Below are 17,498 nucleotides of genomic sequence, written 5' to 3'. Positions count from 1 at the left end.
GCGTTCTGCTACGTTAATTGTAGCAACGGAGACGGCCCATGTCTTCTGCCGTGTCTGGTACGTCACCGCGTGTCGCGCCGCTCACCTCGCCTTATCCCCCGGATATCCAGGCGCAGTTCGACCGGATCATGCGCGGCGCGCCGCCGCTGATGCTGTTCCGGGTGATGGCGGGCCACGGCCGCGCCTGGGACAAATTTCGCGCCGGCGGACTTCTCGATCTCGGGCCGCTTTCGCTGCGCCAGCGCGAGATCGTCATCGACCGCACCTGCGCGCTGAACCAATGCGAGTACGAATGGGGCGTGCATGTCGCGATCTTTGCCGGGCCGGCAAAGCTCACCGAGGACGAGGTGCGCGCCACGGTGCAGGGCGATGCGGCGTCCTCGTGCTGGTCGCCCGGCGAGCAGGCGCTGATTGCGGCGGTCGATGCGCTGCATCACCGCGCGACGCTTGACGATGCCGAATTTGCCGCGCTGTCGGCGCATTACGACGAAGCGCAGATCCTGGAGATCATGCTGTTGTGCGGCTTCTACCGCACGGTGTCGTATCTGGCGAACGGGCTGCGGCTGCCGCTGGAGGAGAAGGCGGCGCGGTTTCCTGCTGCGCTCTAACCACCGTCATTGCGAGGAGCTCACGACAAATTTGCGTAGCAATTTTGCGTTGATGCGACGAAGCAATCCAGTAAGTCTCCGGGGAGGCAGTCTGGATTGCTTCGCTGCGCTCGCAATGACGGAGGAGAGAGTACGCCACACACTCTCGTCATTCCGGGGCGCGCGAAGCGCGAGCCCGGAATCCATGGGGCAGCGACCTCGGCGTTAAATGGATTCCGGGCTCGCGCCAAGTGGCGCGCCCCGGAATGACGGCGCGGAGGAAAGGCCGTGCGCCTTACGCCACGCCCGCCCGCAGCAGGTCGTGCAGGTGCACGATGCCCACCACCTTGCCCGCCTCGGTCACGACCAGCGTCGTGATCTTGCGGGTGTTGAGCACCTCGATCATCTCGGTTGCCAGCATCGAGGGCGGCACGGTCTTCGGCTGCCTGGTCATGATGTCGTCGACGGCCACCGTCAGCAGATCGGGCCGCATGTTGATGTGCCGGCGCAGATCGCCGTCGGTGATGATGCCCGCGATGCCGCCGACCTCGTCGACGATGCAGACGCAGCCGAGGCCCTTGGCCGACATCTCGATCACCGCGTCCGACATCTTGGTGCCGAGCGGCTTGACCGGGATCTCGGCGCCCGTGCGCATGTAGTCGCGCACGAATTTCAGCATCGCGCCCAGCTTGCCGCCGGGATGGAAATGCGCGAACTCCAGCGCGGTGAAGCCGCGGCCTTCGAGCAGCGCGATCGCGATGGCGTCACCGACCGCGACCTGCATCATCGTCGAAGTTGTCGGCGCCAGATTGTGCGGGCAGGCCTCGCGCGCCTTCGGCAGCTCGATCACGATGTCGGCGGCCTGTCCCAGCGAGGAGGCCGCATTCGACGTCACGGCGATCATGGGGATGGCGAAGCGCGCCGAATAGTTCACGACGTTCTTCATCTCCGGCTGCTCGCCGGACCAGGACAGCGCCATGATGACGTCGTCGGTGGTGATCATGCCGAGATCGCCATGGCCGGCCTCGGCGGCATGCACGAAGAAGGAGGGGGTGCCGGTCGAGGCCAGCGTCGCCGCGATCTTGCGCCCCATATGGCCCGATTTGCCGAGCCCGGTGACGATGACGCGGCCCTTGGCATTGCGGATCAGGTCGACGGCCTTGGCAAACGTCTCACCGAGCGGGCCGCGCAGGGCCGCTATGAGTGCGTTGATGCCGCCGCTCTCCGTCTCCAGGGTGCGGAGGGCGGATTCGACGCTGTCAGGGATGGGGCCGGATGATGCGGTCATCAGCGGTTTCGAACTCGGCATAATGTGATCCAGGGAGGAGGGGGCGTTCGCCCAGCTGGCGCCTCCTTAGCACGCCCGGGCCGTGGAGGCGACGCGCGCGCCAAAGCCCTCAACGGGTCATTAACCATAATTGTTTTAACTCCATTAACGGTGGTTCCCGCGTAGCGGTGGGGACGATCGTGAAAGTGTTTGATTTCGTTGGAGTTATTCCATCGTGGGGTCGCCTCCAGGCACCGGCCGGAGCAAACGCGCGCAGGTTCTGCGCGCGGCTTTGCCGTGTCTTGTCCCCTGCGTTGCGCTGACGGCTCTCACAAGCGCTCCCGCGGCCGCCCAGAGCCTGACGCCCGACCTGTTCAATCCCAACCGCGGCGGCTTTGCCTCGCCCGAGACGCTGCCGACGCGCCGCACGGCGGGCGTGCCGCAGGCGCCCTCGGATGCGCTGCCGGCGCTGCCCGACCCCAGCGCGGATCCGCGCAAGCGGACGCAGACACCGGCGACCTCGCGCGTCGGTCAGGTCCCGACCTACGGGCTGTCCGCCGCCACCGGCGCGAGCGCCTCCGGATACGACTCGCTCAACCGCAAGCGACAGCAACCCAAGCTCTATCCGGGCCAGCCGAAGCCGAAACGCGCGGCCGGTCCCGGCTCACCGGCGCCGACGACAGCGCCGCCGCCATCCACGCTCGGCCTGCCCAGGATCGCGCCGCCACCATCCGCGTCCGCCAATAAGGCGCCGGTGCCGGCGGCGATGGCAGGCACCGTGCCCGGACAGCCGTTGCGCCGCCGCCTCAAGGCGGACGACGATCCGTTCGGCGCCGTCGGCGACTATGCGGGCAGCTTCCTGATCAAGGGCGGGCTCGAGCTCTCCACCGGCTACGACACCAATCCGGCGCGCCTCAACAAGCCGGTCGGCTCGCCGGTCTATGTCGTCGCGCCCGATCTGCTTGTTCAGTCCGACTGGGAGCGTCACGCGCTGGTCGCTGACCTCCGCGGCTCGTTCTCGGGCTACACCAACAACATGCCGGCGACGATCGACGGGTTTGCCTCGCCTTCGCCGGTCGAGATCAATCGTCCTGATTTCACCGGCCATGTCGACGGCCGCCTCGACGTCGACCGCGATCTCAAGCTGACCTCGCAACTGCGCCTGCGGCTCGCCACCGATAATCCCGGCAGCCCGAACGTGCAGGCCGGCCTGCAGAAATATCCGGTCTACGCCTCCTACGGCACCACGGTCGGCTTCGACCAGACCTTCAATCGCTTCCAGGTCGCCGCCGGCGCCACCGTGGATCGCACCGCCTACACGGACTCCAAGCTCACCGACGGCTCGACCTTCAGCAATAACGACCGCGACTTCAACCAGTATGGCGGCGTGGGGCGCTTCTCCTATGACCTCAAGCCGGGCCTCAAGCCGTTCGTCGAGGTCCAGGGCGACACCCGCGTGCATGACCAGGCCGCCGATCGCAACGGCTACTTCCGCGATTCAAACGGCGGCTACGCCAAGGTCGGCTCGTCCTTCGAGTTCTCGCGCATCCTCACCGGCGAGATCTCTGTCGGCTATTCCGCGCGCAACTACACCGATCCGCGCCTCAGCCAGCTTTCGGGCTTCCTGACCTCGGGCTCGCTGATCTGGAATGCGAGCGGCCTCACCACGGTGAAATTCTTCACCGACACGCAGATCGCCGAGACCACAGTCCCCGGCTCCTCCGGCGTGCTGGTGCGCACCTATTCCGCAGAAGTCGACCACGACTTCCGCCGCTGGCTCACCGCGGTCGGCAAGTTCACCTACGGCACGCTCGACTACCAGGGCCAGAACCGCAACGACAAGACCTACTCGCTCGAAGGCAACCTGATCTACAAGCTCAACCGCAATATCTGGGTGAAGGGCACGCTGCGTCACGACATCCTGGACTCGAGTATCGCGGGATCGAGCTCGCAGGGGACGGTGGTGATGCTGGGGGTCAGGCTGCAGAATTGAGGGCGCCTGTTGGCGCACCTGGGTGAGGTGCATCGCAGGGGTGCGCGGCTCTCTCCGCTCGTCATTCCGGGGCGCGCGAAGCGCGAGCCCGGAATCCATTCATCAACGGGTGTTGCGGCTCAATGGATTCCGGGCTCGCGCCAATTGGCGCGCCCCGGAATGACGGCCCCGCAACTCAGCGCGGCAGGTCCGTCTTCCCCATCAGGAACGTGTCAATCGACCTTGCGCACAGCCGGCCCTCGCGGATGGCCCAGACCACCAGCGATTGCCCACGCCGCATGTCGCCGGCGGTGAACACGTTCGGGCGCGAGGTCTGGTAGTCCAGCGTGTTGGCCTTGACGTTGCCGCGCGGGTCGAGCTCGACCGAAAGCAGCTTCAAGAGGCCCTCGTGCACGGGATGGACGAAGCCCATCGCCAGCAACACCAGTTCGGCATCCAGTTCGAACTCGGTGCCGGCGATCGGCTTGAACTTGTCGTCGACGTGCACGCAGTGCAGCTTCTTGACCTTGCCGTTCTCGCCGGTGAACTTCTGGGTTAGCACCGCGAATTCGCGCACTGCGCCTTCGGCCTGGCTCGAGGACGTCCGCATCTTCAGCGGCCAGTTCGGCCAGGTAAGGCCCTTGTTCTCGCGCTCGGGGGGAGCGGGCATGATCTCGAGCTGGGTCACCGAGAGCGCGCCCTGGCGCAGCGAGGTGCCGATGCAGTCCGAGCCGGTGTCGCCGCCGCCGATGACGACGACGTGCTTGCCGCTGGCCAAAATCTCCTGGACGCCGCCCATCGGCTCGCTCGAGACGCGGCGGTTCTGCTGCGGCAGGAAGTCCATGGCGTAGTGGATGCCCTGGAGCTCGCGGCCGGGGATCGGCAGGTCGCGCGGGGCTTCCGCGCCGCCGGTCAATGCCACGGCGTCGTATTCGTTCAGCATCTCGCGCGGATCGACATTGCCGTCAGCGCCGACATGGCTGTTGTAGTGGAAGGTGACGCCTTCGCCTTCCATCTGCGTGACGCGGCGGTCGATGACGCCCTTCTCCATCTTGAAATCAGGGATGCCGTAGCGCAGCAGGCCGCCGGCCTTGGCGTACTTCTCGAACAGATGCACGTCGTGACCGGCGCGCGCGAGCTGCTGGGCGCAGGCCATGCCGGCCGGACCCGAGCCGACCACGGCGACCTTCTTGCCGGTCTTCACCGCGGCGACCTCAGGCTTCAGCCAGCCATTGTCCCAGGCGCGGTCGACGATGGCGCATTCGATGGTCTTGATGGTGACCGGGTTGTCGTCGATGTTCAGCGTGCAGGACGCTTCGCACGGCGCCGGGCAGATGCGGCCGGTGAACTCCGGGAAATTGTTGGTCGAGTGCAAATTGCGCGAGGCTTCTTCCCAATTGCCCTGGTAGACGAGGTCGTTCCAGTCGGGGATCTGGTTGTTGACCGGGCAGCCGGGCGTACCCGGCGCGACCGAGCCGGTGCCGTGGCAATAGGGAATGCCGCAATTCATGCAGCGCGCGGCCTGGTCGCGTACCTCTTTCTCGGAGAGGGGGACGACGAACTCGTTGTAATGCTTCACGCGCTCGGCGACCGGGGTGTACTTGCGGTCATGCCGTTCGATTTCGAGAAAACCCGTGATCTTGCCCATTAAACCCGAAGTCCCTGCCGCTTAGTCGTTTTGCTCTCTCACTCCTCATCCTGAGGAGCGGCGCGCTCTTCGCGCCGCGTCTCGAAGGATGAAGGCCCGGATGGTGGTCTCATGGTTCGAGACGGCGCTTCACGCCTCCTCACCATGAGGGCTTTTTCTTACGCCCCGATCGCGATTTTCGGCTCGGCGTCCGCGTTGGTGGCCATTTCGCGCAATGCGCGCCGGTACTCGACCGGCATCACCTTGCGGAATTTGGGCAGCCAGTCCTTCCAATTGGCGAGGATGTCGGCGGCGCGCTTGGAGCCGGTGGCCTTCGCGTGGCGCGTGATCAGGACGTGCAGCCGCTCGACGTCGGAGGCGAGCAGGTTCTTGAACACGTCGACCCGGCCATGCGCCTCGAGATCGCCGGAGGCGTGATAGGTGCCGGCGTTGATCAGCTCTTCCGACAGCACCGGCTCGAGTTCGACCATCGCCATGTTGCACAGCCGGTCGAAGTCGCCGGTCTCGTCCAGCACATAGGCGATGCCGCCGGACATGCCGGCCGCGAAGTTGCGCCCGGTCTTGCCGAGCACGACCACGATGCCGCCGGTCATGTATTCGCAGCAATGATCGCCCGCGCCCTCGACCACCGCGACCGCGCCGGAATTGCGCACGGCGAAGCGTTCGCCGGCGACGCCACGGAAGTAGCATTCGCCCTGGATCGCGCCGTACATCACGGTGTTGCCGACGATGATGCTCTCTTCCGGCACGATGCTGCTGTTGGCCGGCGGCTTGACGATGATCTTGCCGCCCGACAGGCCCTTGCCGACATAGTCGTTGGCTTCACCCTCGAGCTCGAAGGTGACGCCATTGGCGAGCCAGGCGCCGAAGGCCTGGCCGGCGGTCCCCTTGAGGCCAACATGGATGGTGTCCTGCGGCAGGCCGGCATGGCCGTAGATCTTGGCGACCGCGCCCGACAGCATCGCGCCGGCGGAGCGGTTGGTGCTGTTGATCTTGGCCTCGATCTTCACCGGCGCGCCGCGGTCGAGCGCGGGCTTGGCCTGTTCGATCAGCGTGCGGTCGAGCACGGCCTCCAGATGATGGTTCTGGCGCTCGGAGTGATAGATCTTCTGGCCCTTCTCTTCCTTCTGCTTGACGAACAGCTTGGAGAAATCGAGGCCCTTGGCCTTCCAATGCGCGACCAGCTTGGTCTGGTCGAGCAATTGAACCTGGCCGACCATCTCGTTGAAGGTGCGGAAACCCAGTGAAGCCATGATCTCGCGGACTTCCTCGGCGACGAAGAAGAAGTAGTTGATCACGTGCTCGGGCTGGCCGGTGAAGCGCTTGCGCAGGACGGGGTCCTGGGTCGCGACGCCGACCGGGCAGGTGTTGAGATGGCACTTGCGCATCATGATGCAGCCGGCCGCAATCAAGGGCGCGGTGGCGAAACCGAACTCGTCGGCCCCGAGCAGCGCACCGATCACGACGTCACGGCCGGTGCGGAAACCGCCGTCGACCTGGACCACGATGCGGCTGCGCAGCCGCTCGCGCACCAGCGTCTGGTGGGTTTCGGCGAGCCCGATCTCCCACGGCGAGCCGGCATGCTTGATCGAGGTCAGGGGCGAAGCACCCGTGCCGCCCTCGAAGCCCGCGATTGTCACATGGTCGGCGCGCGCCTTGGCAACGCCCGCGGCCACGGTGCCGACGCCGATCTCGGAGACCAGCTTGACCGAGACGTCGCCCGTCGGGTTGACGTTCTTGAGGTCGTAGATGAGCTGCGCCAGATCCTCGATCGAGTAGATGTCGTGGTGCGGCGGCGGCGAGATCAGGCCGACGCCCGGTGTCGAGTGACGCACCTTGGCAATGGTGGCGTCGACCTTGTGGCCGGGCAACTGGCCGCCTTCGCCGGGCTTGGCACCCTGCGCCATCTTGATCTGCATCATGTCGGAGTTGACGAGATACTCCGTGGTGACGCCGAAACGGCCGGAGGCGACCTGCTTGATCGCCGAGCGCATGGAATCGCCGTTCGGCATCGGCTTGAAGCGGTCGGCTTCCTCGCCGCCTTCGCCGGTGTTCGACTTGCCGCCGATCCGGTTCATGGCGATCGCGAGCGTGGTGTGGGCCTCGCGCGAGATCGAGCCGAAGCTCATCGCGCCCGTGGCGAAACGCCTGACGATGTCCTTGGCCGGCTCGACCTGGTCGATCGGCACCGGCTTGCGCTTCTCCTCGTCCGCGTTCTTGATCCGGAACAGGCCGCGCAGCGTCAGCAGGCGCTCCGACTGCTCATTGAGGATCTTTGCGAAGGCGCGATAGCGCTCCTGCGAATTGCCGCGGGCGGCGTGCTGCAGCAGCGACACCGACTCGGCGGTCCATGCATGGTCCTCGCCGCGGCTGCGATAGGCATATTCGCCGCCGACATCGAGCGCGCCCTTGTAGACCAGCGCCTCGCCGAACGCGTCGGCGTGACGGCGGACGGCCTCTTCGGCGATCTCGCCAAGGCCGACGCCCTCGACGCGGGTATGCGTGCCCGCGAAGAACTTCGCGACGAAGTCCGCCCTGAGGCCGACCGCGTCGAAGATCTGCGCGCCGCAATAGGATTGGTAGGTCGAGATGCCCATCTTGGACATCACCTTGAGCAGACCCTTGCCGATCGACTTGATGTAGCGCTTGACGATCTCGTAGTCGTCGAGCGAGCCGGGCAGGCGGTCCTTCATCGCGACGATGGTTTCGAACGCGAGGTAGGGATTGATCGCCTCCGCGCCGTAGCCGGCAAGGCACGCGAAGTGATGCACTTCACGCGGTTCGCCGGATTCGACGACGAGACCGACCGAGGTGCGCAGACCCGTGCGGATCAGATGATGATGCACGGCGGCGCAGGCCAGCAGCGAGGGGATCGGCACCCGGTCGGTGCCGACCATGCGGTCGGACAGGATGATGATGTTGACGCCCTCGCGCACCGCGCTTTCGGCGCGCGCGCAAAGCTCGTCCAGCACCTGGTCCATGCCCGCCGCGCCGAGGCCGGCGTGGAACGTGGTGTCCAGCGTGCGCGACTTGAAGTGCGACTCGGCAACGTCCGAGATCGAGCGGATCTTTTCCAGGTCCGCGTCGGTCAGGATCGGCTGACGCACTTCCAGGCGCTTGGTGGTGGCAAGACCCTGCAGGTCGAACAGGTTCGGCCGCGGTCCGATGATGGAGACGAGGCTCATCACCAGCTCCTCGCGGATCGGGTCGATCGGCGGGTTGGTGACCTGGGCGAAGTTCTGCTTGAAGTAAGTGAACAGCGGCTTGGCCTTGTCCGACAGCGCCGAGATCGGCGTGTCGTTGCCCATCGAGCCCGCGGCTTCCTCGCCGGTGGCCGCCATCGGCGTCATCAGGATGGCGATGTCTTCCTGGCTGTAGCCGAAGGCCTGCTGGCGATCGAGCAGCGACAGGTTGGAGCGCACGCCGGTGGTCGGAACCTTCGGCAGCTCTTCCAGCACGATCTGGGTCCGCTCCAGCCACTCCTTGTAGGGATGGCTCCTGGCGAGCTCGGCCTTGATCTCGTCGTCGGGAATGAGGCGGCCCTGTTCGAGATCGACCAGCAGCATCTTGCCGGGCTGCAAGCGCCACTTGGTGATGATCTGGTCCTCGGGGATCGTCAGCACGCCCATTTCGGACGCCATCACGATGCGGTCGTCCTTGGTGACGAGATAGCGCGCGGGCCGCAGGCCGTTGCGGTCGAGCGTGGCGCCGATCTGGCGGCCGTCGGTGAAGGCGATCGCGGCAGGGCCGTCCCACGGCTCCATCAGCGCGGCGTGATATTCGTAGAAGGCGCGGCGCTTCTCATCCATCAGGGGATTGCCGGCCCACGCCTCCGGAATCATCATCATGACGGCGTGTGGCAGCGAGTAGCCGCCCTGCACCAGGAATTCGAGCGCGTTGTCGAAGCAGGCGGTGTCCGACTGGCCTTCGTAGGAGATCGGCCAGAGCCGGTTGATGTCCTTGCCGTACAGCTCGGAGCTCACCGAAGCCTGGCGCGCCGCCATCCAGTTGGTGTTGCCGCGCAGCGTGTTGATCTCGCCGTTATGCGCGATCATGCGATAGGGATGCGCCAGCGACCATGCCGGGAAGGTGTTGGTCGAGAAACGCTGGTGCACGAGCGCGAGCGCGCTCTCGAAATCCTTCTCGTGCAGGTCGGGATAGTACTTGCCGAGCTGGTCGGCGAGGAACATGCCCTTGTAGATCACGGTGCGGCAGGACATCGAGCAGGGGTAATAGCCCGCAAGGCCGCGGTCGCGGCGCTGGTAGATCGCCTGCGAGATCGACTTGCGCAGGATGTAGAGCCGGCGCTCGAAATCGTCCTCGGTCTTGGCGGTGCCGTTGCGGCCGATGAACACCTGCATGCAGGCGGGCTCGGTCGGCTTCACGGTGACGCCTAGCGAGGAATTGTCGGTCGGCACGTCGCGCCAGCCGAGCAGGGTCAGACCCTCCTCCTTGATCTGGTCGGCGATGATGCTCTTGATGACGTTGCGCCAGGCGGTGTCGCGCGGCATGAAAAGCGCGCCGATGGCGTATTCGCCGGGCGCGGGCAGCGCAAAGCCGAGTTCAGTCGCCTTGCGGCTGAAGAAGGCGTGCGGGATCTGCACCAGGATGCCGGCGCCGTCACCTGCGCGCGGGTCGGCGCCGACGGCGCCGCGATGCTCGAGATTGCAGAGGATGCTCAGCGCGTCCGAGACGATCGCGTGCGACTTCTGGCCCTTGATGTTGGCGATGAAGCCGACGCCGCAGCTGTCCTTCTCCAGGCTCGGATCGTACAGGCCTTCGGCTTCGGGACGTGAATTGTGTTCCTGAATCGGATCGGTCGTTTTCGAGGCGACCGTCGCCGACAGCTCTTCTGCCACGATGTTTGCGCGCTCGAATTGCGACCCGTTCATTGTTCCAATCCTCTCCATGCGGCAAGCTGCCTCACCGCCATCTTCGGCGCACCTTGGGCGTTCCGCGGCACCCGCCTCTGGGTCACCGCTCGTCCGCTAGCGAGCCGCATTTTCTTAAATTCAGGCCTAGGCGTTCTTCGTCCCCGAGAACGGCTTTGCCCGTTGCCTTATGGTGCTCGAGAGCACCGACTTTCCTTGCAATCCCGATGCCGGAACCGCGAGCAAAATTAAGACAGTCTTCCTGTCCTAACCATCACCTTGCCAAATTTTTGTCTAGCACACAAGCGTGCGGAAGTCCCGATTCCCGATAAGTCAATCAATCGCTTTCCGAAAGTTGCGCGGCCCCGTTTTTGAAGCAAACGCGCCCTGATCCGGCCCTGCAGACGCCGGAATCCCAATTGAAGCTTCGGATCAACCCTTCGAAAGGCGCGCCACGCCGCCAGAAGCGAAAGAGCGCGAGGCATTCGGGGGCCTGACAGGAGCGTGTCGACGATGAAGTTTTTCACAGGATGTGTGGCCGCTGCCACGCTGGCGTTGGCTGTAGCCGCCGCTCAGGCGCAAGTTCCAGCAAACGGTATCGGGGGCGGGAGATATATCGCGGTGTCGGATTTCGACGGTCCCTATGCGCCTGCCGAGGCTGCCCCGCCACCGCCGCCGCGTTACGGCCAAGGCTACGGTTACGGCTACGACGAGCGCGGCCCGGCACCGGCGCTGCTGCCGGCCACCGAAGTCTATGCCGTGTTGCGTGACAACGGCTTCTCGCCGCTCGGCATCCCGCGGCTGCGCGGCAGCGTCTACACCATCGCAGTGATCGACCGCCGCGGCGACGATGGCCGGCTCGTGATCGACGCCCGCGACGGCCGGATCATCCGTTTCCTTCCGGCCGCCGATGCTTACGGCATGGCGCCGGCTTATGAAGAGCGCGCGGTTGCGCCTTATGGGCCGCAAACCGCGCTGCCGCCGCCCACCATGGTCCGCAGCGGCCCGCCGCGTCCGCCGGCGGCGATCCCGCATGTGGCGAGCCGCACCGTGCCGCTGCCCAAGGCCGCCCCGCGACGGAGCGAGACACCGGTCGCCGCCGCCAAGCCGGCAGAGCCTGTGCCGCAGCAGGCGCAAGCGCCGGCCCCGCAGCAGACCGCAGCCGCGCAGGCGAAGCCGGCGGAGGCCGCGCCTCAAGCCCCGGCTCCCACCGTCGGCCAGGCCAAGCCAACCCCGACGATCCTGCCGACGCAGGAGATGCCGGCCGCGCAGGGGCTGGATTAGCGTTGCGCGTTTTGCGCGACAACTCTGGCCACACCAACGGTGTCATCCCCGCGAACGCGGGGATCCATACCGCGTGATCTATCGGTGGGATGAGGTGCGAGTACCGGGCTGCGAGTCTTCGCCAGACTTTGGCTTGTGGCGATGAGTCCCCGCGTTCGCGGGGACGACCTCGCGGAGAGAGAGGGCAAAACAAAAGGCGCCCGGGAAATTCAGGCGCCTTCCGCATTCTTAGCGATGATCTCAGCTCCGCGGATAGCCCGCGGCCTCCAGGATCAAATTCGCAACTTCCTTGGGGTGCGAGACCAGCGAGAGGTGGCCGGCGTCAAGCTCGATCGTGGTGGCGTTCATGCGCTTGGCGAGGAAACGCTCGAAATCGGGATTGATGGTGTAGTCGTTCTTCGACACTGCGTACCAGCTCGGCTTGGAGTGCCATGCGGCTTCCGTGGTGCGGCCGCCGAAGATCGAGGCCGCGGTCGGCCATTGCACTGCGTAGAGCTCCTTCGCCTGCTCCGGCTTCACGCCGTTGGCAAAGTACTTCAGGAAGGCGTCCTCCGAGAGCTTGGTGTAACCATCGCGCTCGACGATGCCGGCACGTACGGGCCCGGTCGGGAATTGCTTCGACAGCGCGACGAAATCCTCGTTCGCGTCGGCTGCGCGGGCGGCGATGTAGACGAGGCCGGTGACCTTCGGATCGGTGCCGACCTGGCTGATCACGGTGCCGCCCCAGGAATGCGCGACCAGCACGGTCGGCCCGTCCTGCTCGGCCAGCGCGCGCTTGGTGGCTTCAACGGAATCGGCGAGCGACGACAGTGGATTTTGCACGGCCGTGACGTGCAGGCCCGCGGCCTGCAGGATCGGGATCACTTCCGACCAGCTCGAGCCGTCGGCCCAGGCACCGTGCACCAGCACGACGTTGGTCGCCTTCACGGTCTGCGGTGTCTGCGCGTGAGCGAGGCTGATGGGAGCCGCCAAAAGGCTCGCGGCGACGAAAAGGCTGCGCCAAAGTGTCATGATCGTTCTCCGTCTCATCTTATGTTCGATGTCCAAAGGACGGCGCCCGGGGTGACGGCGTTACGCTTGGTCACTCATCCGTGACAAACGTCCTGATCGGGCGCGTACGAGACGCGCAAGCAAGATTAGGTGGCGTATGCGGTAACGTAGAACGACAGACTCGATCCTGTATTTCCAGTTCAACCGAAAACCAGCCGGCCGGCCGCGGGCGCTTCGCGAGGCAACGAAGGAGCAAGCAAAAAAACGCCCCGGGGCACCGGGGCGTTTTCTCAACCTGGAAGTCGCGTGCAGCTTAGGCGGCTTGCGCGGCCGAGTTCTCGATCACCTGCGCTTTCAGCGCGCCGGTGTTGATCGCGATCTGGCGCGGCTTCTTCGCTTCGGGAATCTCGCGCACGAGGTCGACATGGAGCAGTCCGTTCTCGAGCGAGGCGTCCTTCACCTGCACGAAGTCGGCGAGTTGGAAGGCACGCTCGAAGGCGCGCGCGGCGATGCCGCGATACAGCACTTCGTTCTGGCTGTTCTCGCTGGCGACCTTCTCGCCCTTGATCGTCAGCGTGTTTTCCTTCGCGACGATGGAGAGCTCGTCCTTGGCGAAGCCCGAGACCGCAACGGTGATGCGGTAGGCGTTTTCGCCGGTGCGCTCGATGTTGTAAGGGGGGTAACCGGGGCTGGCGCCATCCGAACCGGCCTGGTCGAGCAGGTTGAAGAGGCGGTCGAAGCCGACGGTGGAACGATAGAAGGGGGTGAGATCGTAGCTACGCATGGTCAAGTCCTCCATTGAGCGACTGTTGGGTAACCCGCCCGCCAATCGGGCCGGGCTTTAGTCTGTGTGCAGCCTGATGTTCCGGTTCCGAAACACTGGTAGCGGCCTGCACGAAGGTGATATGGGTGGAGCGAGACGGCGTTCAAGAGGGCGGCATTTGCGCCTTTTCGGCGCTTTAGCCCCTTGATTTGCAGCACTTGCCGCCCAAGCAACCTCCGATATGACGCTGGTCTCGATCCCGTCCAATCCCGTCCCCGAAAACGTCGTCTCCGGCACCATCAAGACCCCCGATGGCGTCGAGCTGCGCTTTGCGCGCTGGGCGCCGCCGGCGAACCGCAAGGGCACGGTCTGCGTCTTCACCGGGCGCAGCGAGCAGATCGAGAAGTATTTCGAGACCGTCCGCGACCTGCGCGACCGCGGCTTTGCGGTGGCGATGATCGACTGGCGCGGGCAGGGCCATTCGTCGCGCCGCCTGCGCGATCCGCGCAAGGGTTATGTGCGCGACTTCGCCGATTTCGAGATCGACGTCGAAACCTTCGTCCAGCAGGTGGTGCTGCCGGATTGCCCACCGCCATTCTTCGCGCTGGCCCATTCCATGGGCGGCACGGTGATGCTGCGGGTGGCGCATGCCGGCAAGCGCTGGTTCGACCGCATGGTGCTGTCGGCGCCGATGATCGACCTGCCCGGCCGCACAACCTCGTTTCCCGCGCGGGCGCTGCTGAAGACGATGCGCCTGATGGGAATGGGTGGCAGCTACGTCCCCGGCGGCAGCGATCGCATCACCGGGCTCGAGCCCTTCATCAACAATCCGCTCACCAGCGATCCCGTGCGCTATGCACGCAATGCCGCGATCCTGGAGGAAGACCCGACGCTGGGGCTGGCCTCGCCGACGGTGGCCTGGGCCGATACCGCCTTCCGCGCGATGCACACCTTCAAGGGCAAGAACTATCCCTCGGAGATCCGCCAGCCGATCCTGATGCTCGCAGCCTCCAACGACGCCGTGGTCTCGACCGCGGCGATCGAGGAGTTCGCCTATCATTTGCGCGCCGGCTCGCATCTGGTGATCGCCGGCGCCAAGCACGAGATCCTGCAGGAGCAGGACCGCTACCGCTCCCAGTTCTGGGCCGCCTTCGACGCCTTCGTGCCAGGCACGCCGCTGTTCAAGTGAGGATGCGGGTCATCGCGCCACGATCTCCGTCATGCCCGGGCTTGTCCCGGGCATCCATGATCTTCGGCTCAGCGTGGTAAGAACGTGGATGGCCGGGACAAGCCCGGCCATGACGAGCCGCTACAGCGTCTTCAAATACTCGATCAGGTCGTAGCGCTCGGCATCGTCCTTGAACTCGCGGCCGATGACGCCGTCGCGTTTGGGCTCGCCCGGCTTTCGTTCGAAGGAATGGCCGAGCACGCTGTTGCCCTGGACCGGCTGGCCGTCGGATCCCGTCGCGGAGAACTCGGTTTCACCCGTCTTGCATTTCTCGTTGGCGCTGACGACAAAGCCGACCGTCCCGGGATCATAGTCGCGGCGGCCCATGCAGAACCTGGTCGGGCGCTCGCTCGCAGGCTTCAGCAGCCAATACAGCGAAGGCACCGAGCCGTTGTGCAGATAGGGCGCGGTGGCCCAGATGCCGTTCAGCGGCCGCGCGCGATAGCGCGGATCGGGCGCCGGATTGAGACAGTTCTTGCGCGCCAGATTCCATATCTTCGCGCGTTCGACTTCCGGGACGTTCTCGTCGTCCATCCATTTGCGGGCGACGAGATCGACCACCGTCATGAGGCCGAGCGCATAGACCATCTCGTTGGGCGACTTGCTCGCGGTCGGGATCTCGCATTGCCACCACGTCTGGAGGTCGGCCGTGTTCACCTTCAGGAAGCTCGGCACATCGACGATCCTGTTGCTGAGCACGAGCGACTGCTCGGGGTCGGTGCTGATCTCCTTCTGCGGGATCGTGACGGCGTTCAGGACCTTGCTGTCGCCGCTCGGCTCCCAATGCGACGAGGACCAGAAGGCCGGAGTGCTGATATCTGGCAAGTGACACCCGGAACACATCTCGGCGTAGATCTTGCGGCCGTTCTCGACCTTCTTCTGATCGAGCTTCCAGTTGTCGCCGAGAATCTGCGAGGGCCATTTCGGCGCCAGCAGCCCGCCGAACTTCGGCTCGGCGGACTTGAACGGATCGGGGCCCCTGAGCATGTCCTCGATCCAGCCGAGCGTCCTCACGTTGACGGAGGAGCGCCACAGCCGGTCCGCCGGATAGGCGTCGGACAGATTGAGCAGCGCGGTGACGCCGAGCGCTTCGCCGGCATTGCGGATCAGCGGCTGCTCGATCGAGGCGTCGTATTGGGCGAATTTGAGCCAGGGCACGGTCCAGATCGCGGGATAGCTCACCGGCGCGTCCTGGGCGTGCAGGTTCTTCTCGAATCCCTTGACCCCGCTCAGCGCGAGATCCTGCGAGAAGACCTGGTTGCCGATGCGATTGAGGGCGTCGAGGCGGCCGAACCCTTCCTCCGTGTCCTGCTGCTGCCTTCCGTTCCAGGTTTTCTTGCCTTCAACCGTCTTCTGCTGGGTCTTGGCCCAGTCGATCAGGAATGTGCCGATCGCGCTGAGCTTCTGCTTGAGCGCGGCGCGGTCCGCCTTGCTGGAATCGGGACCGAGCACGCGGTCGGCAAAGCGGTTGAAGCGGAACGGAACGTACAGCGTGTAGGCGATCGACAGGCCGGTGGAGAGCTCCAGCTTCTTCAGGTCGGTCATCGCCGGGCCGCCGTCGAAGCGGATGTCCACGCCCTGGTAATGGATCTGGCCGGTGTGGCAGGCCGCGCAGGTCAGCCCGATCTTGTCCTCCTCGCGACGGCCGGTCGCGGGATCGGTCACGCCGGTCATCCGCGCGAAGCCGACCGGCAGGCCGTCGACGTTCTCCGCCGGCGTCCACCTGGCCGACCAGTCCGGCGCCTGCGTCGTCTCATAGACGTTGGCGTAACCGTAGCGGCGCAACGTCGTCGTGTCGGTTTGGATCGACTGCGGGCTCGGGATGAAGCCGAAGCGCTCGAGATAGGCGCTGTCCTTCATCATGCCCGGCTTCGAGAGCAGACGCAGGCGCGGCTGCTCCAGCGCCATGAACCATTCATAGGGCACCGGGAAGGTCGCGGTGCCCTGGCTAGTATGGTGGAACCAGTGCCGGTCCTTCAGCGACCAGTTCTGGTCGAGCCAGTAGGCCGCCTTCGCCGCCGGGGCCGCGGGCAAGGGCGGCGGCAGCAGATTCACCAGGATGCCCTTCTGCGGCAGCATGGCGCGGATCTGGTTGGGGAATTCGGCCAGTGCGACGAGCGCAACGAGACCAATGGCGATCAGCAAGGCGGCAAGCTTGAGGGCGCCTCGCACCACGCGCTGGCATGTCGACAGCACCGGCGGGACCAGAAGCTGGTTGATGCGCGCCGGGAATTGGCGCTCGTTGAACAGCGTGCGCACGTCGCCAACGCTGAGATAGCGGTCCTCGCCCGTGCCCTTGCCGATGATCTTCAGCAGGATCGGCCACTCGAACTTCATCAGCAGCGGGTAATACCAGCGCGCGGCGCTGCCGGCCCGCTTGAGGTTGTCGCGCATGAAGACGTCGATTTCCGAGGCGTTGAGGCCCTGCTCGGAGCCGCCGTTCGGGTCGGTGTAGGTCCGGCCGTAACCGGCGAACCGCGCGATCTCGTCCTCGTTGACCTTGCCGTCGACGCCGAGGATGCGCGAGCCGGCGCCGAGCTTGTCCAGCGGTCCGCCGCGCAGCGCGTCGAGCTGCGCACCCGAGAAGATGCTCTTCAGGACATGACCGAGACCATTGGCGATGAGCGCCACCCCGCGGACCTGGAAGCGGGCGGAGGCCTTCTTCAGCCCGGTCTCGCCGGTCGCGTTTGCGATCGTCTCGGACAGCTTGCCGAGCGGGACGGTGCCGCCCTCGACGAAGCCTTCACCGACCAGGCCGCGCAGGAAGGGGCAGGGATTGTTCGGCGAGACCTGGATCGAGGGATTGAAGGGCGGTTTCGAAGCGGGGTCATGCATGGCCCAAAATCCTGAAAACGGCGAATCGTGAAATGGCGCGCCGATCAAGCGCA

At 65.5% G+C, this 17,498-nt stretch carries 10 protein-coding genes; 4 read left to right on the top strand and 6 right to left on the bottom strand.

Going from position 1 to position 17,498, the window contains the following annotated elements; genetic code table 11:
* Positions 1-38 precede the first annotated feature (38 nt).
* Positions 39-608 (top strand): carboxymuconolactone decarboxylase family protein, encoded by a 570-nt coding sequence (locus tag QRQ56_RS36930; RefSeq protein ID WP_438746619.1) that lies wholly within the window; start codon positions 39-41, stop codon positions 606-608.
* A gap of 274 nt (positions 609-882) precedes the next feature.
* Here the strand turns inward: QRQ56_RS36930 and QRQ56_RS36925 are convergent, their stop codons facing one another.
* Entirely contained in the window at positions 883-1,896 is a 1,014-nt protein-coding gene (locus QRQ56_RS36925) for a KpsF/GutQ family sugar-phosphate isomerase (RefSeq protein ID WP_438746616.1), read from the bottom strand.
* Positions 1,897-2,089: 193 nt separating this feature from the next.
* Between QRQ56_RS36925 and QRQ56_RS36920 the strand changes: the two genes are divergently transcribed.
* The gene (locus QRQ56_RS36920; protein ID WP_438746615.1) at positions 2,090-3,847 is read left to right on the top strand and encodes an outer membrane beta-barrel protein; all 1,758 of its coding nucleotides are present in this window, start codon (positions 2,090-2,092) and stop codon (positions 3,845-3,847) included.
* A gap of 175 nt (positions 3,848-4,022) precedes the next feature.
* Here the strand turns inward: QRQ56_RS36920 and QRQ56_RS36915 are convergent, their stop codons facing one another.
* Positions 4,023-5,474: a glutamate synthase subunit beta gene (locus QRQ56_RS36915; RefSeq protein ID WP_438746613.1), complete on the bottom strand. Its 1,452-nt coding sequence runs from the start codon at positions 5,472-5,474 to the stop codon at positions 4,023-4,025.
* Between the two features lie 158 nt (positions 5,475-5,632).
* On the bottom strand, positions 5,633-10,366 hold the full coding sequence (gltB, locus tag QRQ56_RS36910) for a glutamate synthase large subunit (RefSeq protein ID WP_438746612.1): 4,734 nt from the start codon (positions 10,364-10,366) through the stop codon (positions 5,633-5,635).
* A 492-nt stretch (positions 10,367-10,858) separates the two neighbouring features.
* Here gltB and QRQ56_RS36905 point away from each other — a divergent pair, with 492 nt between their 5' ends.
* Complete coding sequence (locus tag QRQ56_RS36905) at positions 10,859-11,629, top strand: hypothetical protein (RefSeq protein ID WP_438746611.1); 771 nt, start codon at positions 10,859-10,861, stop codon at positions 11,627-11,629.
* Between the two features lie 240 nt (positions 11,630-11,869).
* Here the strand turns inward: QRQ56_RS36905 and QRQ56_RS36900 are convergent, their stop codons facing one another.
* Together QRQ56_RS36900 and QRQ56_RS36895 are read right to left on the bottom strand one after the other, a co-directional pair.
* Positions 11,870-12,640: an alpha/beta fold hydrolase gene (locus tag QRQ56_RS36900; protein ID WP_438746609.1), complete on the bottom strand. Its 771-nt coding sequence runs from the start codon at positions 12,638-12,640 to the stop codon at positions 11,870-11,872.
* Positions 12,641-12,932: 292 nt separating this feature from the next.
* The gene (locus tag QRQ56_RS36895; protein ID WP_438746608.1) at positions 12,933-13,403 is read right to left on the bottom strand and encodes an Hsp20 family protein; all 471 of its coding nucleotides are present in this window, start codon (positions 13,401-13,403) and stop codon (positions 12,933-12,935) included.
* Between the two features lie 220 nt (positions 13,404-13,623).
* On the opposite strand from QRQ56_RS36895, the gene QRQ56_RS36890 reads away from it, so the two are divergent.
* Positions 13,624-14,571 carry an alpha/beta fold hydrolase gene (locus QRQ56_RS36890; RefSeq protein ID WP_438746607.1) on the top strand — a complete coding sequence of 316 codons (948 nt, stop codon included), beginning with the start codon at positions 13,624-13,626 and terminating at the stop codon, positions 14,569-14,571.
* A 120-nt stretch (positions 14,572-14,691) separates the two neighbouring features.
* Here QRQ56_RS36890 and QRQ56_RS36885 read toward each other — a convergent pair whose 3' ends face one another.
* Entirely contained in the window at positions 14,692-17,445 is a 2,754-nt protein-coding gene (locus tag QRQ56_RS36885) for a di-heme-cytochrome C peroxidase (RefSeq protein WP_438746605.1), read from the bottom strand.
* Between the last annotated feature and the right edge of the window lie 53 nt (positions 17,446-17,498).

This window comes from Bradyrhizobium sp. U531, from assembly GCF_051710265.1.
Lineage (GTDB): Bacteria > Pseudomonadota > Alphaproteobacteria > Rhizobiales > Xanthobacteraceae > Bradyrhizobium.
This window is presented reverse-complemented; position numbering and strand designations above follow the sequence as displayed.

Coding starts and splice junctions, on each gene's coding strand:
- QRQ56_RS36930 (WP_438746619.1), top strand. CDS start 39: ATGTCTTCTGCCGTGTCTGGTACGTCACCGCGTGTCGCGCCGCTCACC.
- QRQ56_RS36925 (WP_438746616.1), bottom strand. CDS start 1,896: ATGCCGAGTTCGAAACCGCTGATGACCGCATCATCCGGCCCCATCCCT.
- QRQ56_RS36915 (WP_438746613.1), bottom strand. CDS start 5,474: ATGGGCAAGATCACGGGTTTTCTCGAAATCGAACGGCATGACCGCAAG.
- gltB (WP_438746612.1), bottom strand. CDS start 10,366: ATGAACGGGTCGCAATTCGAGCGCGCAAACATCGTGGCAGAAGAGCTG.
- QRQ56_RS36905 (WP_438746611.1), top strand. CDS start 10,859: ATGAAGTTTTTCACAGGATGTGTGGCCGCTGCCACGCTGGCGTTGGCT.
- QRQ56_RS36900 (WP_438746609.1), bottom strand. CDS start 12,640: ATGACACTTTGGCGCAGCCTTTTCGTCGCCGCGAGCCTTTTGGCGGCT.
- QRQ56_RS36895 (WP_438746608.1), bottom strand. CDS start 13,403: ATGCGTAGCTACGATCTCACCCCCTTCTATCGTTCCACCGTCGGCTTC.
- QRQ56_RS36890 (WP_438746607.1), top strand. CDS start 13,624: ATGACGCTGGTCTCGATCCCGTCCAATCCCGTCCCCGAAAACGTCGTC.
- QRQ56_RS36885 (WP_438746605.1), bottom strand. CDS start 17,445: ATGCATGACCCCGCTTCGAAACCGCCCTTCAATCCCTCGATCCAGGTC.